The organism is Marinimicrobium sp. (assembly GCF_002695945.1).
In the GTDB taxonomy this organism is placed as follows: domain Bacteria; phylum Pseudomonadota; class Gammaproteobacteria; order Pseudomonadales; family Cellvibrionaceae; genus Marinimicrobium; species Marinimicrobium koreense.
Genome location: NZ_NZQP01000042.1, coordinates 20,934 through 44,122, shown reverse-complemented (window position 1 = coordinate 44,122; position 23,189 = coordinate 20,934). Strand labels below are relative to the sequence as shown.

At 60.1% G+C, this 23,189-nt stretch carries 20 protein-coding genes; 7 read left to right on the top strand and 13 right to left on the bottom strand.

What is annotated here, in order from left to right:
- The first annotated feature begins 206 nt into the window (after positions 1 to 206).
- From rsxA to CMG77_RS09870, 7 genes are all read left to right on the top strand, one after another.
- Positions 207 to 782, top strand: coding sequence for an electron transport complex subunit RsxA (gene rsxA, locus CMG77_RS09900; protein WP_024459490.1), 576 nt, complete (start codon positions 207 to 209; stop codon positions 780 to 782).
- A gap of 39 nt (positions 783 to 821) precedes the next feature.
- Positions 822 to 1,442 carry an electron transport complex subunit RsxB gene (gene rsxB / locus CMG77_RS09895; RefSeq protein ID WP_123636812.1) on the top strand — a complete coding sequence of 207 codons (621 nt, stop codon included), beginning with the start codon at positions 822 to 824 and terminating at the stop codon, positions 1,440 to 1,442.
- Positions 1,442 to 3,742: an electron transport complex subunit RsxC gene (gene rsxC / locus CMG77_RS09890; protein ID WP_286904305.1), complete on the top strand. Its 2,301-nt coding sequence runs from the start codon at positions 1,442 to 1,444 to the stop codon at positions 3,740 to 3,742. Before rsxB ends, rsxC begins: the two co-directional genes overlap by 1 nt.
- A 3-nt stretch (positions 3,743 to 3,745) precedes the next feature.
- Positions 3,746 to 4,798 carry an electron transport complex subunit RsxD gene (gene rsxD / locus CMG77_RS09885; RefSeq protein WP_286904304.1) on the top strand — a complete coding sequence of 351 codons (1,053 nt, stop codon included), beginning with the start codon at positions 3,746 to 3,748 and terminating at the stop codon, positions 4,796 to 4,798.
- Entirely contained in the window at positions 4,799 to 5,491 is a 693-nt protein-coding gene (gene rsxG, locus CMG77_RS09880) for an electron transport complex subunit RsxG (protein WP_286805975.1), read from the top strand.
- Positions 5,488 to 6,204, top strand: a complete 717-nt coding sequence (locus CMG77_RS09875) for an electron transport complex subunit E (protein ID WP_286805977.1) — start codon at positions 5,488 to 5,490, stop codon at positions 6,202 to 6,204. The genes rsxG and CMG77_RS09875 overlap by 4 nt, the downstream gene beginning before the upstream one ends.
- Before the next feature lie 95 nt (positions 6,205 to 6,299).
- On the top strand, positions 6,300 to 7,121 hold the full coding sequence (locus CMG77_RS09870) for a mechanosensitive ion channel family protein (RefSeq protein WP_286805979.1): 822 nt from the start codon (positions 6,300 to 6,302) through the stop codon (positions 7,119 to 7,121).
- 43 nt (positions 7,122 to 7,164) lie between these two features.
- Here the strand turns inward: CMG77_RS09870 and CMG77_RS09865 are convergent, their stop codons facing one another.
- From CMG77_RS09865 to CMG77_RS09805, 13 genes are all read right to left on the bottom strand, one after another.
- Entirely contained in the window at positions 7,165 to 10,302 is a 3,138-nt protein-coding gene (locus CMG77_RS09865) for an FG-GAP-like repeat-containing protein (RefSeq protein WP_286805980.1), read from the bottom strand.
- Positions 10,303 to 10,312: 10 nt separating this feature from the next.
- A complete protein-coding gene (locus tag CMG77_RS09860) occupies positions 10,313 to 10,906 on the bottom strand; it encodes an OmpH/Skp family outer membrane protein (protein ID WP_286805982.1) in 594 nt (197 codons plus the stop codon).
- A 127-nt stretch (positions 10,907 to 11,033) separates the two neighbouring features.
- Positions 11,034 to 12,671 (bottom strand): BamA/TamA family outer membrane protein, encoded by a 1,638-nt coding sequence (locus CMG77_RS09855; RefSeq protein WP_286805983.1) that lies wholly within the window; start codon positions 12,669 to 12,671, stop codon positions 11,034 to 11,036.
- A 296-nt stretch (positions 12,672 to 12,967) separates the two neighbouring features.
- Positions 12,968 to 13,690: a sulfite exporter TauE/SafE family protein gene (locus CMG77_RS09850; protein WP_286805985.1), complete on the bottom strand. Its 723-nt coding sequence runs from the start codon at positions 13,688 to 13,690 to the stop codon at positions 12,968 to 12,970.
- Positions 13,690 to 13,914: a cbb3-type cytochrome oxidase assembly protein CcoS gene (ccoS, locus tag CMG77_RS09845; protein WP_123636802.1), complete on the bottom strand. Its 225-nt coding sequence runs from the start codon at positions 13,912 to 13,914 to the stop codon at positions 13,690 to 13,692. Before ccoS ends, CMG77_RS09850 begins: the two co-directional genes overlap by 1 nt.
- Before the next feature lies 1 nt (position 13,915).
- Positions 13,916 to 16,351 carry a heavy metal translocating P-type ATPase gene (locus CMG77_RS09840; RefSeq protein ID WP_286805987.1) on the bottom strand — a complete coding sequence of 812 codons (2,436 nt, stop codon included), beginning with the start codon at positions 16,349 to 16,351 and terminating at the stop codon, positions 13,916 to 13,918.
- Between the two features lie 30 nt (positions 16,352 to 16,381).
- A complete protein-coding gene (locus CMG77_RS09835; RefSeq protein ID WP_286805989.1) occupies positions 16,382 to 16,915 on the bottom strand; it encodes a FixH family protein in 534 nt (177 codons plus the stop codon).
- 26 nt (positions 16,916 to 16,941) lie between these two features.
- Positions 16,942 to 18,360 carry a cytochrome c oxidase accessory protein CcoG gene (gene ccoG, locus CMG77_RS09830; protein ID WP_286805992.1) on the bottom strand — a complete coding sequence of 473 codons (1,419 nt, stop codon included), beginning with the start codon at positions 18,358 to 18,360 and terminating at the stop codon, positions 16,942 to 16,944.
- On the bottom strand, positions 18,344 to 19,252 hold the full coding sequence (gene ccoP / locus CMG77_RS09825) for a cytochrome-c oxidase, cbb3-type subunit III (protein WP_286876156.1): 909 nt from the start codon (positions 19,250 to 19,252) through the stop codon (positions 18,344 to 18,346). Before ccoP ends, ccoG begins: the two co-directional genes overlap by 17 nt.
- A gap of 2 nt (positions 19,253 to 19,254) precedes the next feature.
- A complete protein-coding gene (locus tag CMG77_RS09820) occupies positions 19,255 to 19,485 on the bottom strand; it encodes a CcoQ/FixQ family Cbb3-type cytochrome c oxidase assembly chaperone (protein WP_024459476.1) in 231 nt (76 codons plus the stop codon).
- Positions 19,486 to 19,488: 3 nt separating this feature from the next.
- A complete protein-coding gene (gene ccoO, locus CMG77_RS09815; RefSeq protein ID WP_024459475.1) occupies positions 19,489 to 20,100 on the bottom strand; it encodes a cytochrome-c oxidase, cbb3-type subunit II in 612 nt (203 codons plus the stop codon).
- 11 nt (positions 20,101 to 20,111) lie between these two features.
- The gene (ccoN, locus tag CMG77_RS09810; RefSeq protein WP_123636798.1) at positions 20,112 to 21,563 is read right to left on the bottom strand and encodes a cytochrome-c oxidase, cbb3-type subunit I; all 1,452 of its coding nucleotides are present in this window, start codon (positions 21,561 to 21,563) and stop codon (positions 20,112 to 20,114) included.
- A gap of 229 nt (positions 21,564 to 21,792) precedes the next feature.
- Entirely contained in the window at positions 21,793 to 23,013 is a 1,221-nt protein-coding gene (locus CMG77_RS09805; RefSeq protein WP_024459473.1) for an argininosuccinate synthase, read from the bottom strand.
- Between the last annotated feature and the right edge of the window lie 176 nt (positions 23,014 to 23,189).

The following is a 23,189-nucleotide window of genomic DNA, read 5'->3' as shown; positions in this document are numbered from 1 at the left end:
GCGGGTCTCCAAACGATCTACCCCTCTCCTGCCGGTCGTGATGATGCACCCAAGCTCTGTTACTTGGGGCGCATCCGCCGTAACCGTAAGGCGGCATAAGCATATGCTGAAACAGCCTAACCAGCCGGGGCTTTTAGATTGAAGCGCCCCCGCCGGTTAACGATAATGTGCGCCTTAGTGGGCTCACTTCCCAGGTAAGGACAGGCATGACCGAATTCGCCATCATATTGTTGAGCGCCATTTTGGTGAACAACTTCGTACTGGTTCAGTTTTTGGGCCTATGCCCCTTTATGGGCGTGTCCAACAAACTGGAAACCGCCATCGGCATGGCCGGGGCCACCACCTTTGTGTTGACCCTCGCCTCGGTGTGCAGCTACCTGATCAACACCTGGATACTGATGCCCTTGGACATCGGTTTCATGCGCACCATTTCGTTCATTCTGGTGATCGCCGTGGTGGTGCAGTTTTCCAAAATGTTCATCGAAAAAACCAGCCCCCTGCTGTACCGGGTACTGGGTATTTTTCTGCCCCTGATCACCACCAACTGCGCGGTACTCGGGGTGGCACTGCAAAACACCACCAAGGACCACGGATTTTTTGAGTCCACCGTGTTCGGCTTTGGCGCCGCGCTCGGTTTCTCCCTGGTGTTGATTCTGTTTTCCGCCATGCGCGAACGCCTGGCCGTCGCCGATGTGCCGACCCCCTTCAAAGGCGCCGCCATCGGCATGATTACCGCCGGCTTGATGTCCCTGGCCTTTATGGGCTTTGGTGGTTTGGTCTAGCGCCAAACCGACCGTTCACCGACTGACTCGCATCGACTTATGCTGGATCTGATCGTACAAAATCCGATTACCTCGGCGCTGATCGCGCTCGGTAGCCTGGCGCTGATCTTCGGTGCCATTCTGGGCTATGCCGCCGTGCGCTTTCGCCTGGAGGAAGACCCGGTCATCCAGCAGATTGATGACCTTCTGCCCCAGACCCAATGTGGTCAGTGTGGCTACCCCGGATGCCGTCCTTACGCCCAGGCCATCGCCAACGGCGATGCCATCAACAAGTGCCCGCCGGGCGGCCAGGCCACCATCAATTCGCTGGCCGATCTTTTGGACGTGGAAGCCCCTACCCTGGATGCGGAGCACGGCGAAGAGTCCGAAGTGAAAAAAGTGGCGTACATCCGGGAAGACGAGTGCATTGGCTGCACCAAGTGCATCCAGGCCTGCCCGGTGGACGCCATTATCGGCGCGGCCAAACAGATGCATACGGTGATTGCTGACGAGTGCACCGGCTGCGACCTCTGTGTTGAGCCCTGCCCGGTGGACTGCATCGACATGATCCCGGTGGAAACCGGGCTGAACGAGTGGAAGTGGGCGAAACCGGCTCCGGCCGAAGCGCAGGCGGTCAATCTGATTGCCACTGATCGAGACACCACAGGTGAAGCGGCGTAATGGGTAGTTTAATCAAAGTGTGGGACATTCCCGGTGGCGTTCACCCGCCGGAGAACAAAGCGCAATCCCTGCAGTTGCCCCTGGCCAAAATGCCCCTGCCGCCGGTGCTGACCCTGCCGCTGAACCAGCACATTGGCAAGCCCGCCAAACCGGTGGTGCAGGTCGGCGATCGGGTGCTGGGCGGCCAGCTGGTCGCGGAGGCCGAAGGCGTGTTCAGCGCCCGGGTACACGCGCCCACCTCCGGCGTTATCAGTGCCATCGAGGATCGACTGATTCCCCACCCTTCCGGCTACTCGGCCCCGAGCATTGTCATCGACGTGGACGGCAAGGACGAATGGGTCCCGCTGGAGCGCTGCGACGATTACGACGCGCTGGATAAAAGCGAGCTGCTCGGGAAAATTCGCGGCGCCGGTGTCGCCGGTCTGGGCGGTGCGGGCTTCCCCACCTCGGTGAAATTGAGCCCGCGCGCGGACCACAAAATTCACACCCTGATCATTAACGGCACCGAGTGTGAGCCCTACATCACCGCNGATGACATGCTGATGCAGGTCAANGCGGANGAGATTGTCGCCGGCACCCTGCTGCTGGCCAAGTTGCTCGATCACCCGGANGCGCTGCTGATCGGTGTCGAGGACAACAAACCCAAGGCCATCGCCGCTCTTGAAAAAGCCGCCGAAGGCACGCCGGTGCAGGTGGTGTCTTTCCCGACCAAGTACCCGTCCGGTGGCGAAAAACAACTGATCCAGATTCTGACCGGCAAAGAGGTCCCCAGCGGCCAGATACCGGCCAGCATTGGCGTAGTGTGCCAGAACGTGGGCACCACCGTGGCGGCCTATCGGGCGGTGCGTTACGGCGAGCCCCTGGTGTCCCGCATTACCACCCTGGTGGGCGAAGCCCTGGAAACTCAACGCAACGTCGAAGTGCTGTTGGGCACACCCATTGATTTTCTACTGGAGCAGCATGGCTTCGAGGCCAAAAAAGCCTCGCGCCTGGTGATGGGCGGACCCATGATGGGGTTTGCCCTGCCGGAGCCCAGCGTGCCGGTGATCAAGACTACCAACTGCATTCTGGCGCNCACCAAAAAAGAATTGCCGCCACCTCAACCAGCGCAGGCCTGCATCCGCTGCGGCCTATGCGCCGAGGCCTGCCCGGCGAGCCTGCTGCCGCAACAGNTGTTCTGGTACGCCCAGGCGGAAGATTACGAAAAACTCGAAGCGCACAGNCTGTTTGACTGCATTGAGTGCGGGGCCTGTTCCTATGTCTGCCCCAGCCATATTCCGCTGGTGCAGTACTACCGCGCCTCNAAAGGGGCNATTCGCCAGCAGCAGCACGAGAAAGANAAGTCCGACCGGGCCCGTCGCCGCTTTGAGTTCCGGCANGAGCGTATCGCCAAAGAGGAGGCCGAAAAGGCCGCGAAACGCGANGCTCGCAAAAAGGCCGCCGAGGAAGCCAAGCGCAAGTTGGCCGAACAAAAAGACGACGCGCCGGCCGCCAAGGCCGACCCGGTAGCAGATGCACTGGCCAGGGCTCAGGCCAAGCAACAANCCCCCGAGGCGCAGCGGGCCAAGCTGGAACGCAACCTGGCCGCGGCCAAGGANCGCCTGGAAAAAGCCCANCGCCCTCTGGAGCCGGGCGAGCCCGGTGCCGAGGTGACCGACGAGCAGCGTGAGAAGCAGAAAGCGCGCATCAAACAGGCNGAGCTCAAAGTCCGGGAAGCGGAAGAAAAATTGCAACACCTGGAGCAAGACAGCAGCGCACCGAAGGCGCCTGAAGCCAGCGATACAAAACCGGCTGACGANCCGGTCTCTGCCGCGATCGCCCGCGCTCAGGCGAAGATGACCATGAGCCCGGAGGACAAGCTCAAATCCAGNCTGGAATCACTCTACAAGCGCCTGGCGAAGGCTGAAGAAAAGGCCAAGGCGGCGCAGGAGTCGGGTGATGACAAGGCGGATGCCNTGCAGCAGGGCGTCGACAAGCTCAAGCAGAAGATTGCCGACACCCAGCAGGAGCTGTCCGAGTTGGCGCCGTCCACGGTGGCCGAACCCAGCTCCGCNTCNCGCCATACCGACGACGTCGCCAGCATGGCCATTGAACGGGCCAANGCGAAAGCCGCCGCGATGGAAACCATGAGCGCCGAAGACAAACAGCGGGCCCAGATTGAATCGCTCAAGGCCCGCATTGAGAAGGCCCGCCAGCGACTGGAAAAAGCCGAGGCGGAGCAGGACGAAAACGTGGACGCGTTTCGCACCGGCCTCACCAAGCTGGAAGACAAATTGCAACAACTGACCGAGGACCGGTAACCGATGCTGAGGGTCACTTCCCCGCACACACACAGTACCCGCAGTACCGGGCAACTGATGCGCCTGGTGGTATTCGCCACGCTGCCCGGCCTGGTCGCCATGACCCTGGCCTTCGGCTGGGGAAGCCTGTTCAATGTCCTTCTGGCCAGCGCGTCTGCCCTGNCGTTCGAAGCGCTGGTCATGAAACTGCGTGGGCGGCCGGTACTGTTTTATCTGCGCGATTGCAGNGCCCTGGTCACNGGCGTGCTGCTCGGTCTGGCGCTGCCGCCCTATTGCCCCTGGTGGCTGGTGGTNACNGGCAGNGGNNTCNCNATCATTCTGGCCAAACAACTCTATGGCGGCATGGGCTACAACCCGTTCAANCCCGCCATGGTNGGTTATGTNGTGCTGCTNATTTCCTTCCCNGTGGAGATGACCCANTGGGCCGCCCCGGCGGCGACCCTGGNNGAGGGCCAATCGCTGATGGGCCTGGCCGAGGGCTTCAAGCAGATTGTTGCCGGGGTTCCGGTGGACNGCTACACGGCGGCCACCCCGCTGGATGTGATGAANCAGAACAGTGGCCAGACCATGGCTGACCTGTACGCCAGTGATCCGACGCTGAGCGCCGGCTGGTTGGCGGGCGCCGGCTGGGAGTGGGTCAACCTCGGCTTCCTGCTCGGTGGCGCCTTCCTGCTGTACCAGCGGGTGTTCACCTGGCACGCCCCGGTGGCCATGTTGGTCGCCCTGACGGTCATGTCTGTACTATTCTTTGATGGTAGCTCGGCCAGCAATGGCTCGCCGATCTTCCACCTGTTGTCCGGGGCCACCATGTTCGGGGCTTTCTTCATTGTCACCGACCCGGTCAGCTCCGCGGTCAGTGTCCGTGGTCGGCTGGTCTATGGCGCCCTGATTGGTGTGCTGTTGTACGTCATGCGCGCCTGGAGTAATTACCCCGATGCAGTGGCCTTTGCAGTGCTGCTGGCCAACTTCGCGGCGCCATTTATCGATTACTACACGCTGCCCCGCACCTACGGTCACACCAAGGCGCGCCGCGCGACCGAAAAGGAGGAGCACTAGATGTTCGGTTGGTCGATTGGTAAAAACAGCCTGTTATTGGGCGCCTTCGCCCTGGTGACCGCCGGTGTGCTTGCCGGCACTTACCAGGCTACGCGAGAGCAGATTGCCGAGGCCGAGCGACAGGCGGCGGCGGCCGCGCTGCTGGAAATCATTCCCCGGGATCAGCACGATAACGACCTGCTCTCCGATACCCTGCCGGTGCCGCAGGATGCGCTGGATACCCTGGGCCTGCGCCAGTCCGAAGCCATCCACCTGGCCCGTCGGGACGGACAGGTCGAAGCGGTGATCATTCCCGCCATCGCTCCGGACGGCTACAGCGGTGCCATCCGAATGATTGTGGGGGTCCAGCGGGACGGCCAGATCGCCGGTGTGCGGGTACTTACCCACAATGAAACGCCGGGGCTGGGTGATAAAGTCGACCTGAAGAAAAGCGACTGGATCCTGGGATTTCGCGGCCGCTCCCTCGGTAACCCGGGTGTGGAAGACTGGCGCGTGAAAAAAGACGGAGGCGCGTTCGACCAGTTCACCGGGGCCACCATCACCCCGCGGGCGGTGGTCAATCAGGTTCGACGCGTTCTGGAATTTGTCGAACAACACCACGCGGTACTTTTCGAGCAAGCGCCGGAAGGTGCGCCGAACAACACCACTGAAACCGCTCCTGAATCCTCTGAAACTACAGGCACGACGCAATGAGTGACGCCGCCGACTATCAAGCGATTTCCAAGAACGGCCTCTGGACCAACAACCCGGCGCTGGTACAGCTGCTCGGGTTGTGCCCGCTGCTGGCGGTGACCGGCTCCGTGGTCAACGCCCTGGGGTTGGGCCTGGCCACCCTGCTGGTACTGACCAGCTCGAACATTATTGTGTCCCTGATTCGCAAGGGCGTCAGCGATGCGGTGCGTCTGCCCGCTTTTGTGATGATCATTGCGGCCCTGACCACCTGCATCGAACTGCTGATGCGAGCGTTTACTTACGAGCTGTACACCATTCTCGGGATTTTCATTCCCTTGATCGTGACCAACTGCGCCATTCTGGGCCGGGCCGATGCCTTCGCCAGCAAGAATCCGGTGCTGCCCTCCGCGGCTGACGGACTGATGATGGGCCTGGGCTTCATGTTTGTACTGCTCGCGGTGGGCGCCGTGCGCGAACTGCTGGGCAACGGCACCCTGTTCGATGACATGCACCTTCTGCTGGGCGAAAGCGCCCGGGATTGGACCTGGCAGCCCTTTGAGCACTACCCCGGCTTTCTGGTGGCGGTGCTGCCGCCCGGGGCCTTTATTGTGACCGGTTTTCTGATCGCGCTGAAAAACAGCGTCGATGCGCAACTGAAGCGCCGCGAAGCCCTGCGCACCGCCAAGCCGGTCAAGGGCAACAAGCGGGTACGAACCACCGGGAACATCAGCTGAATCGTACGCTCGCCGTTGCGTAATCTTTCGGCAAAGTGGTGCAATATCCGTTAGACTTAGTGTCTACCGTTCATCACCTATCGAGGGATACGTCCATGTTCGACACCGAAAAAATCAATGAACTGATCAGCCTCTACGTCATACCCTGGTCGATCAATATTGTCACCGCCCTGCTGATTTTCATCATCGGCCGGATCGTCATCAGCATACTGATCGGCATTCTCGGTAAGGTCATGGGGCGCACCAAGCTCGACACCATACTGATTGAGTTCACTCAGACCATTGCCAAAGTCCTGCTGCTGATCTTTGTCATCGTGGCCGCTCTGGACCAGTTGGGTGTGAACACCACCTCCCTGATTGCCGTTCTCGGTGCCGCCGGCCTGGCCATCGGCTTGGCCTTGCAGGGTTCGCTGCAGAACTTTGCCGCCGGTTTTCTACTGCTGGTCCTGCGCCCGTTCAAAGCTGGTGACTATGTAGAGGCCGCCGGCACCGCGGGCATGGTGGAAAAAATCAGTATCTTCTCCACCATTCTGCGCACGCCTGACAATAAAGAAGTCACCGTTCCGAACGGCTCAATCTACAGCGACAATATCGTCAACTATTCAGCCCGGGACACCCGCCGAGTCGATATGGTGTTCGGCATCAGCTACGGCGATGACCTGAAGAAAGCCAAAGAAGTCATGATGGCCGCCCTCACCTCGGACGAGCGGGTGTTGGAAGATCCGGCCCCCAATGTGGCGGTCTCGGCGCTGGCGGACAGCAGTGTCAACTTTATCGTCCGACCCTGGGTGAAAACCGAGGATTACTGGCCGGTGTACTGGGATATGACGGAGAAGATCAAGGTGGAGCTGGAAGCCAACGGCATGAGCATTCCGTTCCCCCAGCGCGATCTCCATATCTTCAACGAAAAAGCCTGAGGCACAGGGGCGCCGCCAGACGGCGCCCCACTTGCACACCACCTCACAACGGACCGGGCTTTTCGACAACCAGATACTGGTCCACCTCAAGCGCCCCCACCCGTTGCTCTGTGCCGTCCGGCCAAACGATTCTCAGCTCATCGACTTGCTTGCTTTCACCGAGCCCAAAGTGGGCTACCAGCGGATCGTTCGACAGATAGTTGGAGCCCAGCCGGATCTCTCTCACCTGTGACAATTGACCGCTACGCACATGGACCTTGGCCCCGATGCCATCCAGATTGGTTGGTCCACCTCGAAGCCTGACTGTGAGGTAGTGGTGATCCGTTGGGGCGACATTGCGAAATACAGTTACGGGTTCACCACTGTGACTGATAAAAATATCCACCTTACCGTCCCGGTCGTAATCAAAACAGCTGACGCCACGCCCCTGTCGGGTATGATTCAACCCAACCTCTAACGCTTGCTCTGTGAATGTGCCGTCGCCATTGTTGATATACAGCAGGCTGGGATCGTGAATGAACTGGGCAAAGATGGCTTCATTGGCGACATTTTTACTGGTCATACCATTGGTGTGAAAAATATCCAGCCAGCCATCGTTATTGAAGTCAGCAAAACAGGCGCCCCACCCCCAGAACCCATGACGCACTCCCGCCTCATCGGTTACGTCACCAAAGCGCCCCTGACCATCATTCCGATAAAGCCGGTTGCCGGACTCTCCTCCCACGTAAGCCTTTTGCTCGAGGGGGTTCCATATCGACGTCACAAACCAGTCAAAATCGCCGTCATTGTCATAGTCTCCGACGGCCATACCCATTCCGTTCTCGTCCGAAATCACTGTCTCCGTCCGATCGACAAACCCGCTCCCCGAGTCATTGATCAGTACCTGACTGGTCAGAAAGTCTCCGGCCAGCAACAGATCCGGCCAGCCGTTGTTGTTGAGATCCGTAAACGCGGCGGTAAAGACGAGTCCTAGCTTTCCCGTCTGGGGAGACTCCCGGGTGGGAGGCAACAGATCACTGGCATCGACGAACTGGCCTTCGCCTTTATTGCGCCATAAATACCCACTATTGTCCGCGCCAGCCGTGAATCCCCAATGTGCTGCGTACAGATCAATCCGGCCGTCCCGATCGAAGTCGCCGGCAGAAAGACTGTGCGTAAAACGATTGAATCCGATACCGGCTTTGAAGGGATCCGGCAGGAAAAAACCGTCTCCCTGATTCTGATAAACCCTCAGGAAATCATCGTGACGGTTATCCTCCACGAGCAGGAGGTCCCGGTGTCCGTTCTGATCATAGTCAAAAAAGAGTGCACCGAACTGCTGACTACGCAATGTGCCAATGGCAAGCTCGGTGGTCTCCTCAAAGGTGCCATCGCCCTGATTGCGATATAGCTTTCCAGGCAAGACCGAATGACTGATAAACAGATCATCCCAGCCGTCACCATCGTAATCCCCCACCGCTATCCCACCCGAAACCCGGTGTTGCTCGTCGCCATTACCCACGACCGGCAGTGAATAATCCAGTCCCGTCGCTACGGTCGCATCCACAAACCAGGATTCCCGCATGGGCTCGGGCTCGACTCGCGCCTGGCTCTGCACCGGGGACGGTAGCGCGGGCTGGAAAGTCACGGGCTGCCCCACGAACGATCCGGTGCGGGCGTACAACCGCTCGCCATCCGGACCATCATCATCGGCACCGGGCAGCCAGCGTGCCAGACACTCCGGGTCCGTGGTACAGGGATCGGTCAGGGTCTCCAGAAAGGCTTCTAGATACTGGGCATGCACCGGGTCAAAGCGACGGTGCGACAGGTACTGCCAACTGTCGCCGACCCTGGCTTGCTCCAACGCCTCCAGGGAGCGATTCCGGTAGCGCTCCCGGTCGGTTGGGATGCCCTTGAACTGCGGATTGCTCTGCAGGCTGTAGTCATAGGCAAGCACCGAGGTTTCCACATCCATATGATGGCGGATCGCCTGACTCAGGGAGAGAAATGCCCCGGTGTGCCCCCAAGGGCCAGTTACCGCGACGTTCAGCAACGAAGGCGTACGAAACGCGTATCGGTCATCCGGGTGAGAGCTCTCGAGCATTCGCCCCAGATCAAATCCGTGACGATCCTTACCTCGTCCAAACTGGGGAACCGCCAGATTGTGAAACGACTCATCGGTAAAGCGACGCCCAGCGTGGCATTGATTGCATCCATAGCCTCCCTCACTCAGCGGCGTGTAGAACAGCAAGGCACCGAGGCGCGCGTCCTCGGAAATGGCGTCGTCATCGCCATCGACAAATCTGAACCAGGGGTTATCAAGAAACACCTGTGAGCGTTGATAGTGGGCTTGCGCCAGGCCGACCCGCTCCATGGTCACCACCTGCTCGGGGCTCTTTCGCGGATCCTCAAAGGCGGCCTGAAACAGTGGCAACCAGGGGTTTTCGTCTTCCGACCCCGCCCCCTGCAGGCGCCGCTCAAGGAGTCGGCGCTTGTCCTGATTGCTCAATACCTTGCCGGCCTCGCGACCGAACATTTCATTGGCTGACGCCAAGGGAAACAGCGCCTGGGCGGCGGCCAGATCATGGCCGGCCTGTGGATCCGGCAGATTGCGCAGACTGTCGGGAGTGCGGATTGCGGCCGTCTGTCCGTCTCCGTCGTGGTGATAATCGGTCACCTCAACCCGTCCATCCCAGAACAGCCGCCGCTGATAGACATGCAAATTGAAGGTGGTCGGTGAGTTGCGCGGAACGTTTGGCCCACCATCGGCCAGCGGATCCTGCGCCCGATCCCCATTGTGAACCCGGCCCGGACCAATCAATTGCGGCTCGACCGCATCGACGCCCACCGGCAACGACAGGCCATCCCCGCCCCCCAACAAGGGGTGGTGACAAGAGGCGCAAGCAACATCCCGTTGCTCACTCAGCGAGCGACTGAAGAACAACTGCTTACCCAGCTCAAACAGATCGCCTTCGGGCGTCCTGGAGCCCTCAACCGGCACCGGCTCCTCACTCAGCCCCAGCGCATTGACCCGCTGTCGGAGCGCCTCGAGCACCTGGCGCGGCTCGGCGGGCAACGTCGGCGCCGAGGCATCGGCCTGAGATTCAGCCCCGGCCTCGGTATCAATCAGTTCCACCGGCGATTGGGCCTGGCAAAGCGCACTGACCCACACCAACCCCCACAACAGATAGGCTTTAGACATGGCTAGGGCCCTACTCATCAGAAAGCTCAGACACTGCGCCACTGGGCGCCGTACCCCGATCAATTCTCTCCGTCAGCGACGGCGTCAACACCCATCGCCCCTGAGCGTAAATGATCGCATCTTTGGCGATAATCAGATCCAGCTGGCGCTCCCGGGCAAGCTCATCCAGCGCGGTTCGGGCAAGCGGCGATAGTTCCTCAAAGATGGCCCGCTTCTGCGCTTGTAACCATCGCTCGAGATCCTGCCCCGTATCGATCAGTTCCCGCTGGATATGCTCGATCCGCTTCTGCACCATCTCCCGCTGCGACTCGCTCAGCCCGGAGGCCTGCGCCCGGCGGTCAAGGTTCTGCAGGTCAGCTTCGGCGCTCTCAAGGGCGGACTGGTACTGCTGGAAGGCTGGATTGTCACGCAGCGCCTCCAATCGGGCGACAGCCACCTTCGTTGCAAATACGGCATCGGTGAGGTCAACCACGGCGAACGTGGGCTCTGCCCGCGTGCAGGCACAGGCCAACAGGGCCACAATCCCGATACAGTGGGCTTTGAACGATCTGGAGGTACCGACCAGGAAGCCGGCATTTCTTGGGAACAGTTGCGAATGAGCCATTATTATTCACTCTGCTGAATATCAAAAACCACCTGAAAAAAGTGGCCTTGCAGACAGAGATTACACTTAACTCACACTGTTTTCAATAAAAGGCAGGGCTGTAACGGGGCCTCTCTCGGCATAAGGCTCAGAACTCCCCCTCAGCCTTGATGAGCACCTGTGTGCTGTCCAGCCCCCCTCGCTCAGCCAGCGGCGCGGCAAAATCGATGTGCAGGACGTTACCCACCTTGGTTTTACTGGAGCTGAAACGCAGGCCAATGCCCACGTTGGACAGGTGTGGGTTGGGTTCGCCGTCAATCTGCCCGCCCCAGCTCCGCCCGGCATCAAAAAATGCCACCGCCCCCATGCGGACGATGTTAAACAGGTGAAGATCGGAAAAATAACGGCGCTCGATATTCAGAAGATAGCGACGGTTACCGCGCTGATAATCCACTGGATAACCACGCAGACCATTGGCGCCCCCCAGTGTCAGTTGCTCAAACTGCTCCAGGTTTTCACCAATGTCATAGCGCAAGTTCAAGTACCAGCGGTTCTGGTCGTCGCGAAACCAGTTGTAATTGACCTCAAGCCCGACCACCCCGCTGTCGATGGGGTTGGGGCCTTTATAGTGGCGGCCGTCCAGATCGCCCAGCAGCCGGAGTATATGGTGCTCGCCCACCCCGATAACGTTGCTGTAAGCGGCCTGATAGCGGACAAGATCCCGGTCGTTACCGAGCTGGGAGCCGCCATAACCGAGTCTTAGCCGATAGTTGACGCCCATCGCAACGTCTTCCGTACGCTGAATCTGATTGAGGTTCTTGTAAGTGGCAAAGCGGTTTTCAATCACTTCCAGCCCCAGCCAACCGTAATTGCCCTTGCGGTTCTCGGGAACCCCCAGCACCGTCTCATCCGAAGCGCTGAAAATATCCTCCTCTCGGGTAATACCCAGGCGCCAACGCCGGGTAAACCGCTCATCGGCCCGGGCCGCCACCCCGAAGTAGATCTCACTGTCTCGAGTGCGGTGCCGGAACTCATTGATCTCTTCACCACCCTCGCGAATGGTGCGAACTTCGGCCACATCCTCCGTAAAACCACCGGCGGCCCAGGGGGTTTCCAGTGAATAGAAGGGCCGCTCCAGACTGAAGGCTTTATCTTCCCCGTCACTCTTTTGCGCGTAATACAGCCGCGTCGCCAACCGGGTTTTCATAAAGTGGTCGGTTTTATACTCGTAACCGACACTGGAGCGCTCAATATTTTGCGAATAACGAAGGGCAATCGCATCACCGGTACCCAGAAAGTTACCGTCTTTAAGGCCAATGCCGGATTCGGTTTCGCCTCCTTCATGCTTGAAGGTCAGCTCGGGCTCAGTCACCCAGGAGTCGCGGGTAATGACCCGGAGGTCAATATAGTCCGGGCAGACCACATCGGGAACGATATAGGCACTGGTCAGGTAATTGCGGCTGCGCAGAATCCGCTCGGATTCCGCGATCAGCTTTTCACGCAGGGAATCGCCCTCTTGCAGCAAGAGTTGGCTGGCGATGACGGGCTCGCGAGTATTGATGTGCAGGCGGTTGAAGCCTCGGTACAGCCAGTTGTTTTCGGCGGGGTCCGACTCATCAAAAATGGCCCGACTGTCAAACTGAATGCGGCGAATGGTTTTGCCTTCGTGCTCATTAAAGGCATCGAACACCAGGCGACTCTCCCGCTGCTCCGCGAGGTCGCGATACTCATACTGAAAGTGCTCGCAGGCCTGACCGCCCTCACCCGCCACCGTGTCCGTACTCACGGGCGTCGCCTGTACCAGCCCGGACAGACAGCAGCTGCTCAGCAAGCACGCCAATCGCCGCCAGTTTGGCACTACAGGACGCGATCCGAGCAAAAATCGGTGACTACCTGGCTTCCATATTTTCACAACAGTTATAATTCTCGCCCACCGGGATGCCTGCCAGGCACCCATTCAACAATAGGCCCCATCATATACCGGAAGAAACCGCAGCGTCACGGATAAACTTGGCGGACAGGGACGGAGCACCCACTCATGGCGCTTGGACCGCAGAAACGCCCCGGGGTTGCGCGTCCGAGTCAGTGGTGAAGGGAATGATCGGCGTCGGGGTTATGGCCCTCGCCCCCGTGACCGCCGCCGACGGCCGGCCACAGAGTCCAGAGCCCAAACAGAATGATGGCCAGAGCCATGAATACTCGCAGGCCACGCCGCTGCAGCAGCCGGGTAAGTTGCTGCGCCATCACCCCCGCTGCCAGCACCGCCGGAAGGGTACCCAAACCGAAGGCGAGCATGGTCCCGCCGCTGGCCCAGACGTTGCCCTGGGCGAGGGCATAAGCCAACGCGGTGTACACCAGTCCGCAGGGCAACCAGCCCCACAAGGCGCCCAGCAACAGTGCCTGGGGCGCGCGGCGAACCGGCAATAGGGATTTACCCAGCGGCTGCAGCCGGCGCCATACCACCGCGCCCCCCCGCTCCAGCCAGGTCAGCCCTCGCCACCAGCCCGCCAGGTACAGCCCCATGGCAATGAGCAGTAGCCCCGCGAGCAGGCGTAGCACCGGATCCAACGGCGTAATGCCGCCGGCTACCAGGCCTGCCAGCAGTCCCATCAGGGTATAGCTGGCAATGCGTCCAACGTTGTACAAGAGCAGCAGTCGCCAGCGACGCCCCCTGGCCTCGGCGGGAATCGCGGCGGACAGCGCGCCCATGATGCCGCCACACATGCCCAGACAATGGGCACTGCTGAACAGCCCCAGCGTCCAGGCCGCCAACCAGCTTCCCCAAACTGATGCGTCGGCCGCCATCACGAACCTTTTCCATCGGTCTGGTTGTCGGACTCGGGATGCCGTCCAGAGGTCTTTGGGGCGGTGCGTTGTGCCTCATCGGGCTCATCATCATCAAACAGAATGCGATGAGCTTCAGTATCGAGATTGTCGTACTGGCCGCTCTTGATTGCCCAGAAAAACACTTTCAGAGCAATGGCGACAAAAATCAGGGCGATGGGCACCAATAAAAACAGACTTTCCACATCAACCTCCTGTGCGCGGGGCAAGCCCAGTGGCGGGCGCCCGGTGCAGGCGCAGCGCGTTGAACACCACCACCAGGGAACTGCTGGTCATGCCAATGGCGGCCAGCCAGGGTGGCACCAGGCCGGCGGCGGCCAGAGGCAGGGCCACCACATTGTAGCCCAGCGAAAGCAGCAGATTCTGCCGGATCACCTGTCGGGTGCGTTTGGCCAGCTCGAAGATGCCCGCCAGGACGGCCAGATCGGAATTCAGAAACACCGCATCCGCCCTCGTCTGGGCGAGATCCGAGGCGGACGCCATAGCCACGGACACATCCGCGGAGGAGAGCACCGGCACATCATTGATACCATCGCCCACCATCACTACCTTTTCCCCGCGCGCCTGCACTTCCTGCAGACGCTGCAACTTGTCCTCCGGGCGGGCCCCGGCGGTGTAAGTGTCGATGCCGAGGGTGTCGGCCAAGCGCGCAACCGCGCCCGAGGAGTCTCCGCTCAGCAGCTCGAGGGCCAGACCGCGGGCACGCAGGGTCGATATCAGTGCCTGGGCGCCAGGGCGCAGCTCGTCCTCCAGCGAGAACCAGACCAGCGGTCCCCGGGTGTTGCTCAACAGTAACCACAGTGCCTCATCATCCGGTGGCGTCGGCGCTTCGGTCGCCTGATACAGGGCCCCGGCAAACGCGGCACTGCCCAGGCGATAGCGTTCGCCATCAACCGTACCTTCGACTCCGGCCGCCGTATATTGGCGAGTCTCTTGCGCTCGGAAGTGGTCGAACCAGGGACGAAAGGCCACCGCCAGCGGGTGCCGCGCCGGCGCCTCAAGCGCACCGGCGATGGCCAACCAGTACTCGTCGGGGTGATGATCCTTAGCTCGGGATACATTCTTCACCGACTGCAACGAGAACTGCCCCAGTGTCAGGGTACCCGTCTTGTCCAGAATAACCCGATCCACCTTGGCCAGGGTTTCCAGCACATGGCCGCGGGCAATCAGAAAACCCCGCCGCCGCAAATTGGCGGTGGCGGCGGTCAGCGCCGTGGGCATCGCCAGCGCCAGGGCACAGGGACAGGTCACCACCAACACCGAGAGGGCTACCCAGAAAGCGCGCTCGGGCTGAATCAGCATCCAGGCGCCCCAAACCAGGGCAAACACCACCAGCACCGCGCCCACAAAGTAGCGGGCCACGGTATCGGCCAGCGCCACCTGGCGGGGTTTTTCCGCTTCCGCCTGTACCACCAGGCGCTCGATGGCGGACAGCTGGGTGTCGCCTCCGACGGCCGTCACTTCCAGCTCGAGATCGCTCTCTCCGTTCAGGGTACCGCCGACCACCCGATCGCCCGGCCCCTTGGGTACCGGCCGGGACTCACCGGTCAACAGCGCTTCCACGACATCGCTCTGGCCCTGAATCACCCGCCCGTCACAGGGGAAGGTCTCCCCGCTCTTGACCCGTACCCGGTCGCCGAGTGACAGGGTTTTGACCGGCACCGAGACCTCTTTACCCTGCTCAAGCCGCCGGGCGCTGAGTGGCATCAGCTGCGCCAGATTGCCATAGGCCAGGCGATTGCGATGCCGGGTGCGCATTTCGAGATAGCGCCCCACCAGCAGGAAAAACGTGAACATAGCAATGGATTCAAAATAGACATCCCCTCGCCCGGTGATGGTGGCCCAGGCGCTGGCACCATAGGCCAGCCCGATGGCCAGTGCCACCGGTACATCCATGATCAACTGCCGGGCCTTGAGACTGCGCCAGGCGGCCTGAAAAAACGGCGCCGCCGAAAACCAGACCACCGGCGTGGCCACCAGGAAACTGAGCCAGCGCAGAAACAGTTTCCACTCGTCAACGGCGCCGGTGTACATGCCCACCGCCACCATGCCCGCTTGCATCATGCCGAACCCGGCCACTCCCAGGCGCAGCAGGGCCTGGCGGTTTTCCTGTTGCGCCAGGGCACGATGCGCCTCGTCGGTAGCCGGTCGGGGGCGGTAGCCGATGCGCGCCAGTTCGGCCATCAGCTCGCTGAGAGGCTGCTGGTCGGCGTCCCAGGTTAGAGTGCAGCGGTGGGTGGTTACATCGACGGACAACTGCCGGACGGCGGGGCTGCGTTTGAGATGGGTTTCGATCAGCCAACTGCAGGCGGCGCAGGTCATGCCCTCCAGTAACAACTGGGCGCGGCGTTCGCTGCCCTCTCCGGCACCGACAAAATCCGCCTGCAGTGCCTCGGTATCGTATAGCTGCCACTCGGCCGCTGCGGCGGCGGTTTCATCCGGGCGTTCACTGGCTTCCGAGCGGTATTGGTAAAACCGTTCCAGCCCGCCATCCACGATGGCCGTGGCCACCGCCTGACAGCCGGGGCAGCACATGGGCTGGCGCTCACCGTTGATGGTGACCGCAAAGTCCGCCGTTTCAGGGACCGGCAGGCCGCAATGATAGCAGGGACGCTCACTCATGAAGTCGACTCGGGCAAGGCGAAGGAAGCGTTAGGGTGCGCGATCGGTGGGGCGAAGCTCAATCCGGTTGCCCTGATCGAAATGGATTTCGCCGCGCAGGAGCCATTCGGCGGAGCGCATCTGAGAGGCATCATGGTCCGGCAGCAGCGTCAGATAGCGGCGGTGGCTGACCGCCCGGGTCAGATCCCCGCGATAGTGACCATCGCGCACTTTCTGAAGCAGCACCCGCTGATCCTGATCTGCGTTGACCGGGTGTCCGACCAGAAGGTGCAGCACCGCCGGCAGCGCTCCGTTACCCGATAAACTCAACAGAACTTCCCCGGTAACCGGATCGAACACCACCTCAGCGGCAAGATTGAGTGCCCGGGCCCGGGCCTCCTGCTCAAAGCTCTGATTGATGGTGCGGCCCTGCTTGTAGTAGTTGTCCACTACCCGGTCATCGGCATAAAACACCGACACGGTCACAAAGCTCAGGGACACACAGATCACCACCATCAGCGGCGACATGACAAACCAGAACCAGGGTTGCCGATACCAGGGTGCGACGGGCGTCTTGTCGGTCATAGTCAACCTTTGCATTGAGGCTGGCACTACTGATCGCGCAGCGCCGGGCCAATAAACGTGGTGGTATGTTCGGTGTAGATTTCCGGGTTTTCCCGCGCCTCGACGCGCAGAGTCACTGAGGTTTTCACGGTATCCAGAGCCTCTCTGGGCACAACCACCCGCACCGGCAAGGTCAATACCTCCCCTTCGCTCACCGGCAGGGGCCGATAACCTTCCAGCTCAAACGGGTAGTCGCCACTGACCGAGAGGTCGTAGATGTGCGTGTCGCGGTCCTTGTTGTTGATTTTCAGGGTGTAGACGTTTTCCACGTCGGGACCACTGATCCGGTACATCCGCATGCCCCGATCGCGTAATACGTCCAGGCCAACGGGCAGACGGGCACTGAGCGCATAGGTGAACACACTGAACATGACCAGCAACACCGCACCGTAACCCAGGAGCCGGGGCCGGAACACTTTGGTGTGGCCTTTTTCAATGGCATCTTCGGTGGTGAAACTGATCAGACCGCGTGGGTAATTCATGCGATCCATCACCTGATTACAGGCATCCACGCACAAACCACAGTCGATACAGTCGGCCTGCAGACCGTCGCGGATGTCGATATCCACGGGACAGACTTGCACACACCAGGAACAGTCAATGCAATCGCCCAGCCCTTTCTCCCCGGGATCATCGGAGGGCTTGCGCGGACCGCGCGGCTCACCGCGAACGTAGTTGTAGAATACCGTCAGGGTATCTTTGTCGTACATCACCGACTGAAAGCGGGCATAGGGGCACATGTACTTGCACACCTGCTCGCGCATAAAGCCGGCGTTCATATAGGTGGCTGCGGTAAAAAAGAACACCCAGAAGGCCGCTGCCGGGTGGACATCAATAGCCACCAGCCCGACCAACAATTCCCGTATGGGTAAAAAGTACCCCACGAAGGTGAGCCCGGTCACCAGGGCAATCAGCAGCCAGATACCATGCTTGGCGCCTTTGCGAGCCATTTTCTCCGGCCCCCAGGGCTGCGCATCGAGCTTCATACGTTTATTGCGATCGCCCTCGCACAGAAACTCGGCCCAGATGAACATCTGGGTCCAGACCGTTTGCGGGCAGGTGAAACCGCACCAGACACGGCCCACCAGGACTGTGACGGTAAACAGCATGAAGGCGGCAATAATCAGCAGCCAGGCGAGAAACATACCGTCCTGAGGCCCAAAGCTGAGCCACAGAACGTGAAAGCGCCGCTCGGGAAGGTCGAACAGCATGGCGGGGCGGCCGTCGATGACCAGCCAGGGCATCAACAGGTAAGCGGCCAACAGAGGCATGCCGGTGTAGCGGCGCAGCTTCTGGTAGAAGCCGGTAATGCGCCGCATATACACCTTTTCGTCGGCCTCATAGAGGTTTACATAGCGTATCCCTGTATCCTGTTCCTGCTCCGTTTGCTTACTCTTGTTCGTCATAGTTCAGTGACAGGCTGTAGACGTAGGCGGCCAGAATATGAATCCGATCGTCTTTGAGCAGCTCGCCCTGGGCGGGCATCACACCGTTGCGCCCGACCCGCAGGGTCTGGCGGATGTCGCTCGGCTCGCCGCCGTACAGCCAGACATCATCGGTCAGGTTGGGCGCGCCCAGGTTGATATTACCGGTGCCATCGGCTCCGTGACAGGCAGCACAGTTGCGCATGAATTTCTGCTCACCGGCGGACACCAATTCGGCATCGTGCTCGCGGTCACCCATGCTCAGAACATACTCGGTCACTTCGGCAATACCCTGCTCACCCAGGCTCGCGCTCCACGCGGGCATGGCCGCTTTGCGCCCCTGCACCAGAGTCTGTTTGATGCGCTCGGGGGAACCACCCCACTGCCAGGCATCGTCGGTCAGGTTCGGAAAGCCCCAGTTGCCGCCACCGTCCGAGCCATGGCAGACCGCGCAGTTATTGGCGAACAGGCGCAAGCCCATTTTCATGGCCTGAGGATCCCGTGCGAGCTCCTTGATAGGGGTTTTGGCGTACTCACCAAACTGCTCGGAGAAGCGCGCCTGTGCCTGCTGCTGGTGACCGCGCAACTCTTTCTCCTGAGTCCAGCCGAGCACCCCTGGGAAACTGCCAAGGCCCGGGTACAGAATCAGATATACGCCCGCGAAAATGAAGGTGGCAATAAACATCTTGAACCACCAACGCGGCAGCGGGTTGTCGTATTCCTCAATGCCATCATACACATGCCCGGTGGTGCGGTTTTCCGGGTCTTCATCATCCCGTACCGCGACCTTCCGGTTGGCGAGCAGTACCCACAGTAGCAGCGCCAGGTTGGTGAGGGTGAGGACAATAATCCAAAGGCTCCAAAATGTACTCATAATCAGTTCCGCCTGTCAGTCTCATCACCGGCGTGATGATCCGCCTGTTCATTCTGTTCCTCGGAGTCGGGCGACTCCGAAGCTTGTTTGTTCTGGTCTTCATCGGCAAAGGGCAAATTGGCCGCGTCATCAAAGCGCTTTTTCCGACGGGGCGAAAAAGCCCACCAGCAGATGCCGATGAAAGCGATGGTGACCAGAACCGTTGATATTGCGCCCAAAGTACCCTGATCCATAAATCACCGCTTCTCGGTCAGCAAAGTGCCCAACTGCTGCAGGTAGGCGACCAGGGCATCCATTTCCGTTACGCCCTTGACCTCTTCACCCGCACCTTCGATATCCTCGTCGGTATAAGGCACACCCACTTTGCGCAAACCGCGCATTTTCGCTTCGGTGTGCTCGCCGGTCAGCTTGTTGTCATAGAGCCACGGAAAAGCGGGCATGTTGGACTCAGGCACCACGGTGCGCGGGTTGTACAAATGGGCTTTGTGCCAGTCGTCGGAGTACCGACCACCCACTCGCGCCAGATCCGGCCCGGTGCGCTTGGAGCCCCACAGGAAGGGGTGTTCGTAAACGTGTTCGCCGGCCACCGAGTAGTGCCCGTAGCGCTCTACCTCCGCGCGCAGGGGACGAACCATCTGGGTATGACAGACGTGGCAGCCTTCGCGAATATAAATATCCCGCCCTTCAAGCTCCAGCGGGGCCAAGGGCTTCAGCCCGGCCACCGGCTCGGTGGTTTCCTTGAGGAAGAATTGCGGAACGATCTGAACCAGACCACCGAAACTGATGGCAACAACCATCAGCACGGTCATTAAGCCAATATTTTTTTCAACTACATCATGATATTTCATGGACCGCTCCCTTAAACCGCTTGAGGCTGAGTCAAGTTGTCTTCACCCGCCACAGAGGTCGAGCTCGCGGCAGTGCGCCAGGCGTTGAAGGCCATCAACACCATACCTGACAGGAAAATGGCACCGCCCACAAAGCGTACGAAGTAACCCGGGTAGCTGGCGATCACCGATTCAATAAAACTGTACGTCAAGGTGCCATCGGCGTTGAAGGCGCGCCACATAAGCCCCTGCATGATGCCGTTGACCCACATGGAGGCGATGTACAGGACCGTGCCGATGGTCGCCAACCAGAAGTGGATATTGATCCACTTGACGCTGTACATTTCCTTTTTGCCAAACAGGATCGGCAGCAGGTGATAAATGGCACCAATGGAAATCATCGCAACCCAGCCCAGGGCACCAGAGTGCACATGGCCAATGGTCCAGTCGGTATTGTGGGACAGGGCGTTCACGGTTTTGATGGACATCATCGGTCCTTCAAAAGTGGACATGCCGTAGAAGGACAGTGACACCACCAGGAAACGCAGGGTCGGGTCAGTGCGCAGCTTATGCCAGGCACCGGAGAGCGTCATGATACCGTTGATCATTCCGCCCCAGCTCGGCGCCAGCAGGATCAGGGACATCACCATGCCCAGACTCTGGGCCCAGTCCGGCAGCGCGGAATAGTGCAGGTGGTGGGAACCAGCCCAGATGTAGACCGAGATCAGCGCCCAGAAGTGAACAATGGACAACTGGTAGGAGTACACCGGACGATTCGCCTGCTTGGGTACGAAGTAGTACATCATGCCCAGGAAGCCTGCGGTCAAGAAAAAGCCCACCGCGTTGTGACCATACCACCACTGAATCATGGCATCGGCGGCACCGGCATAGGCCGAGTATGACTTGAACCAGGCCACCGGAATGGCCGCGCTATTGACCACATGCAGTACCGCAACGGTGAGAATGAAGCCACCATAGAACCAGTTGGCCACATAGATGTGGGAGGTTTTGCGCTTGGCAATGGTGCCGAAAAACACGATGGCGTAGCTGATCCAGACCACCGCGATCAGGATATCAATCGGCCACTCCAGCTCGGCATACTCCTTGGAACTGGTCAGTCCCATGGGCAGAGTGATGGCGGCCAGAACGATGACCGCTTGCCACCCCCAGAAGGTGAACGGCACCAGCCAACCGCCAAACAGCGGCGCCTGACAGGTCCGCTGAACCACGTAGTAGGAGGTGGCCATCAAGGCACAGCCGCCAAACGCGAAAATCACCGCGTTGGTGTGCAGGGGCCGCAGCCGGCCGAAGTGGGTGAACGGCTGCACCAGATCATTCAGTGCCGGCCACACCAATTGCGCCGCGATCAACACGCCAACCCCCATACCGACAATGCCCCAGACAATCGTCATGATGGAGAACTGACGCACGACCTTATAGTCGTACACCGGATGATCCCCGGCCGCTGTCAGATTACTACTCATAGGTCTTTCCCATTATTGCAGATCAAATTGTTATTCCACCCAGCGTATACGCACACGAGCACCGAGCCGACAACTCGGGCAGGCGTCTGGCGCGGGCATTGTCGCGCAAAGCGCAGCCAGCCTTCTTGACCTTAGTCAAAAAAACGCGGTTCGTCAGTCGTTGTGGAATTGTTATTAGTGGTGGGTTGCCCCGCGGAGCGGGGCGAAGCCGGGGCGCTCGCCCCGGGTATTAACGCAGTTTGCGGCCTTTATTGGCGGCAATACGCATGCGCAGAGCATTCAGTTTGATGAAGCCTTCCGCATCTTTCTGGTCGTAGGCGCCGGCATCGTCCTCAAACGTGGCGACTTTCTCGTCGAACAGGCTTTCCGCCGAACGACGGCCCACAACGTGTACGCCCCCTTTGTACAATTTCAGACGCACGTCACCGTTAACGTGCTCCTGCGTCTGATCGATGGCAGTCTGCAGCATCTGACGCTCCGGGCTCCACCAGTAGCCGTTATAGATCAGCTCGGCGTACTTGGGCATCAGCTCGTCCTTCAGGTGGGCCACTTCGCGGTCCAGGGTGATGGACTCGATCGCCCGATGCGCCTTCATCATCACGGTACCGCCGGGGGTTTCGTAGCAGCCGCGGGACTTCATGCCCACGTAGCGGTTCTCTACGATATCCAGACGACCGATGCCGTTGTCACCGGCCACCTTGTTCAGGCGCTCCAGCACGGTGGCGGGCGACAGGCGCTCTCCGTCAATGGCCACAATATCGCCTTTTTCGTAAGTCAGATCAATATAGGTGGGCTGATCCGGGGCCGCTTCCGGAGAGACGCTCCAGCGCCACATATCTTCCTCGGCTTCGGTCCAGGGGTCTTCCAATACGCCGCCCTCATAGGAGATGTGCAGCAGGTTGGCGTCCATGGAATAGGGCGACTTTTTCTTGCCCTTGGAGAAATCCACGGGGATGTTGTGCTCTTCGCAGTACGCCATCAGCTTGTCGCGGGAGTTCAGGTCCCACTCGCGCCAAGGCGCAATGACCTTGACGCCGGGCTTGAGGGCGTAGGCGCCCAGCTCGAAGCGCACCTGGTCGTTGCCCTTACCGGTGGCGCCGTGGGAGATGGCATCGGCACCGGTCTCATTGGCGATTTCGATCAGGCGCTTGGAGATCAGCGGCCGGGCAATGGAGGTACCCAGCAGGTACTCGCCCTCGTAAATGGCGTTGGCGCGGAACATCGGGAAGACGAAGTCGCGCACGTATTCCTCGCGCAGATCGTCGATGTAGATTTCCTTCACACCCAGCGCCTGGGCCTTGGCCCGCGCGGGCTCCACTTCTTCACCCTGGCCGATATCGGCGGTGAAGGTCACCACTTCACAGTTGTAGGTTTCCTGCAGCCACTTGACGATGACCGAGGTGTCCAGGCCACCGGAGTAGGCCAAAACCACTTTCTTGATGGATGACATAGAGTGCTCCCGCTGAGAATCAGTACTTCATGGAGGTTTCACGCCCTGGGGACGGCCTCAAAGCGGCGCACATTGTACCCGCGATTGCCTTGAAATCCCATAGCCCTGGGGGCGAATTCGCCGCATTTGACCGGGGAAGCGTGTACACTTCTCCCAACCCCGCGTCCGGACAGCGA

Excerpts from the sequence above, each read along its gene's own strand:
- rsxA (WP_024459490.1), top strand. The coding sequence starts at position 207 with ATGACCGAATTCGCCATCATATTGTTGAGCGCCATTTTGGTGAACAAC.
- rsxB (WP_123636812.1), top strand. The coding sequence starts at position 822 with ATGCTGGATCTGATCGTACAAAATCCGATTACCTCGGCGCTGATCGCG.
- rsxG (WP_286805975.1), top strand. The coding sequence starts at position 4,799 with ATGTTCGGTTGGTCGATTGGTAAAAACAGCCTGTTATTGGGCGCCTTC.
- CMG77_RS09875 (WP_286805977.1), top strand. The coding sequence starts at position 5,488 with ATGAGTGACGCCGCCGACTATCAAGCGATTTCCAAGAACGGCCTCTGG.
- CMG77_RS09870 (WP_286805979.1), top strand. The coding sequence starts at position 6,300 with ATGTTCGACACCGAAAAAATCAATGAACTGATCAGCCTCTACGTCATA.
- CMG77_RS09865 (WP_286805980.1), bottom strand. The coding sequence starts at position 10,302 with ATGTCTAAAGCCTATCTGTTGTGGGGGTTGGTGTGGGTCAGTGCGCTT.
- CMG77_RS09860 (WP_286805982.1), bottom strand. The coding sequence starts at position 10,906 with ATGGCTCATTCGCAACTGTTCCCAAGAAATGCCGGCTTCCTGGTCGGT.
- CMG77_RS09850 (WP_286805985.1), bottom strand. The coding sequence starts at position 13,690 with ATGGCGGCCGACGCATCAGTTTGGGGAAGCTGGTTGGCGGCCTGGACG.
- CMG77_RS09840 (WP_286805987.1), bottom strand. The coding sequence starts at position 16,351 with ATGAGTGAGCGTCCCTGCTATCATTGCGGCCTGCCGGTCCCTGAAACG.
- CMG77_RS09835 (WP_286805989.1), bottom strand. The coding sequence starts at position 16,915 with ATGACCGACAAGACGCCCGTCGCACCCTGGTATCGGCAACCCTGGTTC.
- ccoG (WP_286805992.1), bottom strand. The coding sequence starts at position 18,360 with ATGACGAACAAGAGTAAGCAAACGGAGCAGGAACAGGATACAGGGATA.
- ccoP (WP_286876156.1), bottom strand. The coding sequence starts at position 19,252 with ATGAGTACATTTTGGAGCCTTTGGATTATTGTCCTCACCCTCACCAAC.
- CMG77_RS09820 (WP_024459476.1), bottom strand. The coding sequence starts at position 19,485 with ATGGATCAGGGTACTTTGGGCGCAATATCAACGGTTCTGGTCACCATC.
- ccoO (WP_024459475.1), bottom strand. The coding sequence starts at position 20,100 with ATGAAATATCATGATGTAGTTGAAAAAAATATTGGCTTAATGACCGTG.
- ccoN (WP_123636798.1), bottom strand. The coding sequence starts at position 21,563 with ATGAGTAGTAATCTGACAGCGGCCGGGGATCATCCGGTGTACGACTAT.
- CMG77_RS09805 (WP_024459473.1), bottom strand. The coding sequence starts at position 23,013 with ATGTCATCCATCAAGAAAGTGGTTTTGGCCTACTCCGGTGGCCTGGAC.